Source organism: Hydrogenophaga sp., assembly GCF_026125825.1.
Classification (GTDB): domain Bacteria; phylum Pseudomonadota; class Gammaproteobacteria; order Burkholderiales; family Burkholderiaceae_C; genus Hydrogenophaga.
On sequence record NZ_JAHCKK010000133.1, the window covers coordinates 1 to 8,410 of the forward strand.

8 protein-coding genes are annotated in these 8,410 nt (G+C 70.1%); 4 read left to right on the forward strand and 4 right to left on the reverse strand.

The window, feature by feature from the left end; translation table 11 throughout:
• Positions 1–194 precede the first annotated feature (194 nt).
• Genes KIT86_RS23170 through KIT86_RS23180 form a run of 3 tightly spaced genes read right to left on the reverse strand, consistent with a single transcriptional unit; the run spans position 195 to position 3,965 of the window.
• Entirely contained in the window at positions 195–1,775 is a 1,581-nt protein-coding gene (locus tag KIT86_RS23170) for a sulfatase-like hydrolase/transferase (protein WP_297402785.1), read from the reverse strand.
• Positions 1,776–1,795: 20 nt separating this feature from the next.
• The gene (locus KIT86_RS23175) at positions 1,796–2,782 is read right to left on the reverse strand and encodes a tripartite tricarboxylate transporter substrate binding protein (RefSeq protein WP_297402787.1); all 987 of its coding nucleotides are present in this window, start codon (positions 2,780–2,782) and stop codon (positions 1,796–1,798) included.
• A 43-nt stretch (positions 2,783–2,825) separates the two neighbouring features.
• Positions 2,826–3,965: an FAD-dependent monooxygenase gene (locus tag KIT86_RS23180; protein WP_297402789.1), complete on the reverse strand. Its 1,140-nt coding sequence runs from the start codon at positions 3,963–3,965 to the stop codon at positions 2,826–2,828.
• Positions 3,966–4,057: 92 nt separating this feature from the next.
• Between KIT86_RS23180 and KIT86_RS23185 the strand changes: the two genes are divergently transcribed.
• Positions 4,058–5,047: an AraC family transcriptional regulator gene (locus KIT86_RS23185; protein WP_297402791.1), complete on the forward strand. Its 990-nt coding sequence runs from the start codon at positions 4,058–4,060 to the stop codon at positions 5,045–5,047.
• Between the two features lie 2 nt (positions 5,048–5,049).
• Here KIT86_RS23185 and KIT86_RS23190 read toward each other — a convergent pair whose 3' ends face one another.
• A complete protein-coding gene (locus KIT86_RS23190; RefSeq protein WP_297402793.1) occupies positions 5,050–5,784 on the reverse strand; it encodes a TetR/AcrR family transcriptional regulator in 735 nt (244 codons plus the stop codon).
• A 106-nt stretch (positions 5,785–5,890) separates the two neighbouring features.
• Here KIT86_RS23190 and KIT86_RS23195 point away from each other — a divergent pair, with 106 nt between their 5' ends.
• From KIT86_RS23195 to KIT86_RS23205, 3 genes are all read left to right on the forward strand, one after another.
• Entirely contained in the window at positions 5,891–6,706 is an 816-nt protein-coding gene (locus KIT86_RS23195) for a cyclase family protein (protein ID WP_297402796.1), read from the forward strand.
• Positions 6,703–7,689: a fumarylacetoacetate hydrolase family protein gene (locus KIT86_RS23200; protein ID WP_297402798.1), complete on the forward strand. Its 987-nt coding sequence runs from the start codon at positions 6,703–6,705 to the stop codon at positions 7,687–7,689. The genes KIT86_RS23195 and KIT86_RS23200 overlap by 4 nt, the downstream gene beginning before the upstream one ends.
• A partial coding sequence (locus KIT86_RS23205; RefSeq protein WP_297402800.1) for a thiolase family protein occupies positions 7,686–8,410 on the forward strand: 725 nt, incomplete at its 3' end. The genes KIT86_RS23200 and KIT86_RS23205, both read left to right, overlap by 4 nt.

Consider the following 8,410-nt stretch of genomic DNA (forward strand, 5'->3'; position numbering starts at 1 on the left):
TCTGGGCGCGCCTGCTGGGTGGCTCACCCGCCCCGGCCGGTCAGGACATCCGCGTGGAAGTGCGGCGCGGCGACACCACCATCACCGTGCACTGGCCGGTGCAGGCCTCGCAGGACTGCGCGGCCTGGCTGCGCACCCTGGTCTGAGCTTTCCTCAAGAAAAAGAGAGGCCCGCTTGAGCGGGCTTTTTTTTGTCTACGCGGCCGCGCCCGGATACGGGCTCGTGTCGGCCGCCCAGAGCATGGTGCGCGCGAGTTGCTCCATGAGCGACTGCCGCAGCGGCAGCGCAGCCGCATCGCCCCACAGGTTGCGCAACTCCAGCGGGTCCTGGCGCAGGTCGTACAGCTCGCCCCAGGGCTGGCCGTCGTACACCGTGAGGCGGTGGTCGTGGTTGCGCAGGGTGCGCATGCGCACGCGGCGGTCCATGCCGAAATCGCTGCGCTGGCTTTCTTCCTCGATCAGCAACTGCTGGCGCACTGCGCTGGCCTGGCCCGCCACCACCGGCAGCAGCGAGGCGCCCTGCATGCCATTCGTGGGCTCCAGGCCGGCGCGCTCCAGCACCGTCGCCGCGATGTCGATGGTCTGCGTCAGCGCGGCCGTGGCCGGCGTGGCCGGTGCCCGCGCACCATCGCGCCAGATGAACGGCACGCGCGTGAGGGCGGGGTAGTGCAGGCCGCCCTTGAACATCAGGCCGCGCTCGCCCAGCAGGTCGCCGTGGTCGCTGGTGAACATCACCACCGTGTCCTCGTCCAGACCCAGCGCGCGCAGCCGCGCCATCACCAGGCCAATGTGGTCGTCGATGTTGGCCAGGCTGCCGTGGTTCAGCGCGATCGCCTCGCGCGCCTCCTGCTCGGAACACGCGAAGCTGCCGTAGCCCGGGCGAAACCCCGGGTTGGCGCGGCGCTGCTCGCGCAGCCACTGCACCGGCGGCGGCGGGTCGGTCAGCTCGGCGTGGAACGACGCGGGCAGCGACACGTCTTCGGGCCGGAACAGATCCCAGTAGCGGCCCGGTGGCGTGAACGGGTGGTGCGGATCGGGGAACGAGCACTGGATGAAAAACGGCTGCGCCTCGCGCGCCATGCGGTCCAGCGCCTGGCAGGTCTGCTCGGCAATGTAGGCCGTGGGGTACAGCGCCTCGGGCACGCGCGTGCGCCAGGCGTGGCCGATGCGCGCCAGGTGCGAGTCGGGCGTGGGGATCGCGTTGGCCGGGCCGATCAGGCGGTCTGCGTCGGGCGTCTGCTGCCGCAGCCAGCGCCGCCAGTGGCCGTGCTGCTCGTCGGCGTGGCCGATGGTGAGCGCCACCTGCTCGAACCCGTAGTAGGGCAGCGCCAGCTCGAAAGCCGGGTCTTCCTCCCAGCGCTGCCACACCTCCTGGCCGTAGCGGCCCGGGTAGGGGCGCAAGGCCTCGTGCGGGCGGCGCGGCCCCTTGCCGGGCCAGGCCGTGGGCAGGGTGGTGATGTTCTGCAGGTGCGACTTGCCCACCAGCGCCGTCTGGTAGCCCGCCTCGCGCAGCGTCTCCACGAACGTGCGCTCGCCCAGCGACAGCTCGCGCCCGTTCATCTGCAGCCCGTGCACGCTGGGCAGGCGCCCCGTCATGAGCGAAGCGCGGTTGGGCTGGCAGATGGGCGTGGCGACGTGGAAATCGTCGAAGCGGCAACCCTGCGCCGCCAGCGCGTCGATGTGCGGCGTGCGCACCTCGGTGTTGCCATAGCAGCCGAGGTGGTCGGCGCGGTGCTGGTCGGTGATGAACAGCAGGAAATTCGGTCGCCGTGCCATGCCGCGCGCCTCCATCGGACTCAATCCGCCTTGATGTTGAGTTCCTTGGCCAGCTTGCCGTAGCGCTCGTTGTCCGCCTTCATGAAGTCGGCCAGCACCTGCGGCGTGCCGCCCAGAACGTCCAGGCCGGCGCCGGCGAGCTTCTCGCGCACATCGGGCAACTGCAGCGCTTCGTTGAAGGCCTGGTTCAGGCGCGCGATCACCGGCGCGGGCGTGCCGGTTGGCGCGAACACGCCGTACCAGGCGTTCACCTCCACGCCGCTCACGCCTTGTTCCGTCGCGGTCGGCACATCCGGCAGCAAGGGCGAGCGCTTCTTCTCCGTCAGCGCCAGCGGCACCAGCTTGCCACCCTTGATGTGCGGCACCGCGCCACCCAGGCCGGTGAACAGCAGCTTGACCTCGCCGCTGAGCGCGGCGGTGATGGACGGGCCCACGCCCCGGTAGGGCACGTGCATCAGATCGACCTTGGCCGCGCTCTTGAGCATTTCGCCCGCGAAGTGCATCGGCGAGCCATTGCCGGGGCTGCCGTAGGGCAGGCCGGGCGATTTGCGCGCGGCCTCCAGCGCGGCCTTGAGGTTGGTCACGCCCAGCGACGGGTTGGCCACCAGCACCATGGGGGTGGTCGCCGGCGAAATCACCGGCACCAGATCCTTGTGCACGTCCACGCCACCGCCCGCGCCGGCCGGCAGCACGTGGGGCGAGATCGCCATGGTGTTGGGCGTGAGCAGCAGCGTGTGGCCGTCGGCGGCCGAGCGCGCCACCGTGCTGGCGCCCAGCAGCGCACCCGCGCCGGGGCGGTTGTCCACCACCACCGGCTGGCCCAGCTTGGGCGCCATCTTCTCGGCCAGCACGCGCGCGGCCAGGTCGGGGCCGCCGCCAGGCGGGAAGGGCACCACGATGGTGATGGGCTTGCTCGGGAACGTCTGCGCCGCCGCGAAGGGCAGGGCCGAGGCGAGCGCCAGGCCCATCAGGCCCAGGGTGAAGTGGCGTTTCGGGTGGTTCGTCATGGTGTTGTCTCCTGGAAAAAAACGGGGGGTGAATCGCAGGCCCTCAGGCCTGGGCCAGCGGCACGTTCCAGGCGTCGTAGCCGTAGACCCAGTCGGCATTGCCCTGGCCCTTCATCCACTGGTTGCCGCGCGAACCGATCTGGATCTTGGCCGTGCGCTCCTGGCGCGTCTTCTCGTAGCGGCGCAGCGCCTCGATGGCCTGCGCGCGCGTGCCCACACCCGCCAGCGCGCGGCCCAGCACCACCGCGTCCTCGATCGCCATGCCCGCACCCTGCGCCATGAAAGGCAGCATGGGGTGGCACGCATCGCCCAGCAGGGTCACCGTGCCCTGCGACCACTGCGGCAGCGGCTCGCGCTCGTACAGCGCGCTCTTGAGCGTGGTGTCGCACGCATCGAGCAGGGCGCGCGCATCGGCGTGGAAATCCTTGTAGAAGCCGCGCAGCTCGTCCACGTCGCCCGGGCTCGTCCACGACTCCTCGGTCCAGCTCTCCTGCCCGGTGGTGGCAAACACAAACGTCTCCTTGCCCTGGTTGAGCGGGAAGGTGACGATCTGGCTCTGCGGGTTCGGCCCCCACCACTTGGTGAACGCCTCGATCTCGGGCACGTGCTTCACCCGCTCCGTGGGCACCACCGAGCGAAACGACACCACGCCCGTGAAACGCGGGCTCTCTTCACCGAACAGCGCGGTGCGCACGCGCGAGTGGATGCCGTCGGCACCCACCACCACGTCGAAAGTGGCCTCGCCGCCGTCGTGGAACCTCACGGTCACGCCGCCATCGTTCTGGGTCAGCGTGTCGATGCGCTTGTCGAACGCGATCTGCTCGATGGGAAACTGCTCGGCCAGCGCGGCCAGGATGTCGGCGCGGTGGATCGTGACCTGCGGCGCGCCGTACTGCGCTTCGGCGATGTTGCTCATGCCCAGGCGCGAGGTTTCCTTGCCCGTGTCCCAGTCTCGGCTGATGCGGAAAGTGGGCTGCGCGCCCGTGCGGCGGATGGACGCGCCCGCGCCCAGCCCGTCGATGGCGCGCACCACGTTGGGCGTGAGGTTGATGTCCGCCCCCACGCGCGAGAAGCCCTTGGCCTGCTCGAACACCGTCACGTCGTGGCCCTGCTGGCGCAAGGCGATCGCGGCGGCCAGACCGCCCACACCGCCGCCGGCGATACCGATTTTCAAACTGCTCATGGGGCTGCTCCTGCAATGTCGAAGCGTGCATTGTTCAGCGCAGGCCCCCTGCGCTCAACCGCCCGGACGCCCGAAATGGGTACGATTCGTCCATGGATGTCCTCAGCGAAGTGCTCGCCATCTGCCGCGCCGAACGCGCGGTGACGGCCCGGTTCCACCTGTCTGCGCCCTGGGGCTTGCATTCGAACGGTGTGTCTGGCGCGGCCATGATCCGCATGGCGCGCGGCGCACCCTGGTGGGTGGAAGCCGCCGGCGGCGACGGGCCGCTGCGCGTGGAGCCCGGCGACCTCGTCATGATGCCGCTGGGTGCGGCGCACCGCATGGGCAGCGCGCCCGACGCGCCCACCGTGCCCTTTGCCCAACTGCTCACGCAGCGCACGCCCGGCGCGCGCGACGAAGCGCCGCTGGACCTGCGGCACGGCGGCGGCGGCGAAGGCTGCGAGATGTTCAGCGCGCTGCTCTGGTTCTCGGCCTACTGCCGGCACTCCGTGCTCAGCGTGTTGCCGCCGCTCATCCACGTGCGCGCCAACGAACTGCCCACCGCCGTCATCCTGGCCGCCTCCATGGAAACCCTGGTCACCGAAACGCTGGACCAGCGCCCGGGCTGGCGCCTCTCGGCCAGCCGCATGGGCGAGCTGCTGCTCATCAACATCCTGCGCGGCCACCTGCTGCGCGGCGCTGGCCCGGTGGAAGCGAACTGGTGGCGTGGCCTGTCCGACCCGGCCATCGCCCGCGCCATCGCCGCCATGCACCGCGAACCCGCGCGCAGCTGGACGGTGGAGGCCCTGGCGCGCGAAGCCGCCATGTCGCGCTCGCGCTTCAGCGATCGCTTCAAAGCCCTGGTGGGCGACACGCCCATGGGCTACCTCGGCGGCCACCGCATGGCGCTCGCGGCCGAGCAACTCGAAGCCGGGCACCTGCCGCTGGCCCAGGTCGCGCAGGACGCCGGGTACGAGTCCGACAAGGTTTTCGCGCGCGCCTTCCGCCGCTGGTCAGGCCTGTCGCCCACCGCCTACGCCAGGCGCGAAGTGGCGCGGCGCACCGCCATGACCGATCCGCACACCGCCTCGGGCGGGCACTGAGCTCAGCGCTGCGCCACCTTGCCCCGCGTGCGCCGGGCCGGCGCGGCCTTCTCCGTCAACGGATCGGCCTGCAGGCCGCCCACGACAAAGCGCACCAGGTATTGCGCGGCGTCCTCGATCGGCGGCGCGGTGAACGCCGCGCCCAGCAGCGTCAGGATGCGGTCGTGCGCGTTGTGCGCGTAGAAGAAGGCACCGAAGAGAAACACCATGCGCCAGTAGAACTCCCTGTCGTCGATGTGCGTGCAGCGCCGGTGCAGCTCCTGCATGAACTCCTTGGCGAACCCATCGACGATCGAACCCATCGCCTCGCGCACCTCGGGTGAAGGATCGGCCAGCATGCGGCCATAGAAACTGCGGAACGTGTCGCGCTGCTCCGGCGTGGCACCCGTCACCCGCAGCGAAGGCTCCATGGCCGCGAGAAGAAGCGTCTCCAGAGGGGCCTGGCTCTCCACCGCAGACGACAGCCGCGCCATCCGCTCCGACATGATCGGGCCCAGCCGCCGCTCCAGCACGGCGCGACACAGCACCTGCTTCGAACCCCAGTAGTAGTGAAACATGCCCAGGTTGACCCCGGCAGCCTCCGCGATCTGCCGGATGCTCGTGCCGCCATAGCCCTGGGCCGCGAACAACTCCTCCGCCGCATCCAGGATCAGCGCCTGCGTATTCGGGCGTTCGGATTCGCTCACGGCCTCGGCGCGTGGGCGTTTGACGGTCGGACTCAATTTCCTGCTGGCCATGTGCTCTCCCGCGCTCGCCGCCGAGCGCTCCAATCGGTCCGGCCATTGTGCCTGTTGACATCGAGTCATACGTGCGTATAAACTCAAATTACACGGACGTATAAACATGAAACTCATCGACCTCAGCACCCTCCTTGACCCCCTGGACCGAGACCTGCTGCCCCCGGCGCTGAGCGCCGCGGCCGGTGTGGTCGCGCCCAAGATCGACTACCAGCGCCCCGACGAAGCCGAAGGCAAAGACCGCTTCTGCGCGTTCTTCGGCTGCACCCACGACGACCTTCCTGACGGCGAGGGCTGGGGTTCGGAGGTGCTGAGCGACATGTCCTCGCACTGCGGCACCCACGTGGACGCGCCCATGCACAGCGGTTCGCGCTGTGCGGGCCAGCCGGCCCGCACCATCGATCAGATCGCCCTGGACGAGCTCTACTGCCCCGGCGTCGTGCTCGACCTGCGCGCCATGGTGCAGCCCTGCGGCGCGATCACCCCCGAGATGCTGAACGAGGCGATGGACGCCATCGGCGTGATCGACATCGCCGGCCACGCCGTGCTGCTTCGCACCGGGCAGGAGCGCTTTGCCATCGGCGAACCCGGCTTCTTCCAGTACCCCGGCATGACGCGCGAAAGCACGCTGCATCTCACCGGCCTGGGCGCCAAGGTGCTGGGCACCGACGCCATCGGCTGGGACCGGCCGTTTCCCACCATGGCCGCGGACTTCCACCGCACCGGCGACCGCCGCTACCTCTGGGACGCGCACAAAGCCATCACCGAGCGCGAGGCCTTCATCGTCCAGCAGCTCTGCAACCTCGGCGCGCTGCCCGTCAGCGGCTTTCACGTCGGCTTCTTTCCCATCAAACTGGCGCGCACCAGTGCCGCGCCGGCCCGGGCCGTGGCCTTTGTTTCCGAACATCCGGAGGTGCTGTGAAACTCGTCACCTACCGTACGGCGTCTGCGCCCAAGCCCCGGCTGGGCCTTCTTCAAGCCGATGGCGCCGTGCTGTGCCTGAGCTCCCTGCACGCGGGCGACGCCCGCTTTGCCTCCATGGCCGCGTTCATTGCAGGGGGTGAGGCAGCGCTCGCGCAGGCTCGCCGCGATGCGCAGGCACACCGGCCCGGTGGCGCGCACGAGGTGCCCGCCGGCCGCAGCATATTGCTCACCCCGTTGCAGCGGCCGCCCCTCATGCGCGACTGGGGCACGATGACCGCGCACCCCCGGTTCTTCCTGGAGATGCGCGCGCGCCAGCGCGCGCAGGCCAGCCCCGACCCGGCAGCCGCCCTGGAGGCCGCGCGCCAGGAAGGGCAGATGGACCTGCCCGCCAACTGGTTCACCGTGCCGCGCTTCTACACCGCCAACCCCCTTAACCTCGCCGGCCCCGGCCAGGCCATCGAATGGCCGGCCTTCGCCCAGACGCTCGACTACGAGCTGGAGCTGGCCGTCGTCCTGGGCCGCAGCGGCAAAGACATCCCCCGCGACCAGGCCCGCGACTTCATTCTGGGCGTGACCCTGTTCAACGACTTCACCGCCCGAGACGTGCAGGCCGCCGAAGGCCAGCCCGCCGGCAAGAGCAAGGACTTCGACGGCGCCTACGCGCTCGGGCCTTGCATCGTCACGCTCGACGAGCTGCCCGACCTCTACCAGCTGCAAGTGACCTCGCGCATCAACGGCGAGACACAAACCGTGGACAGCACCGCGAGCATGGAAATCGGCTTTGAGGACCTGATCGCCTACGCCAGCCGGTCCTGCACCCTGCACGCGGGCGAAGTGTTTGCCTCGGGCACCTTCGCGCGCGGCTGCGGTGTGGAGACCGGGCGCCTGCTGCGCCCCGGCGACCGCATCGACCTGGAGGCCGAGCACATCGGCGTGCTGGACAACACGATCGTGCCGCCCGGTGCCGGAGACAGCGCATGAGCGGCGCGGCCTACATCGTCGGCGTGGGCATGACGCCCACCGGCAAGTTCCCCGACCGCACCTTGCACCAGCTCACCGCCACCGCCGTGCGCGCCGCGCTCGCCGATGCCGGCGCCACCGCCAGGCAGGTGGACACAGCCTTCTTCTCCAACGTGGCCGCGTCCTACCTGCAGGGCCAGCACATGGTGGCAGGGCAGGTCGTCCTGCGCGACCTGGGCATCACCGGCGTGCCCATCGTCAACGTCGAGAACGCTTGCGCCAGCGCCTCCACCGCCTTCTGGCTCGCGTGCCAGAGCGTGCGATCGGGCAGCGCCGACGTGGCGCTCGCCGTCGGCGCGGAAAAACTCTTCGATGCCGACCGCAGCAAGTCGTTCGAGATCTTTGGCGGCGGGTTCGACGTCACCCGGCACCACGAGCTGCAGGCCTACCTCGCGCGCCTGAACCAGGCCGCCGGCGTCGCGCCCGCGCAGGCGGCGGCGTCCGAGAGAAGCATCTTCATGGACATCTACGCCGCGCTGGCCGCGAACCACATGCAGCGCCACGGCCTCACGCAACGGCAACTGGCCATCGTGGCCTCCAAAAACCACGCGCATTCGGTCCACAACCCGCTCGCCCAGCACCGCCGCGCCTGGTCGGTCGACGAGGTGCTGGCGGGCCGCGCCATCGCCTATCCGCTCACGCTGCCCATGTGCGCCCCCATCGGAGACGGCGCGGCCGCCGT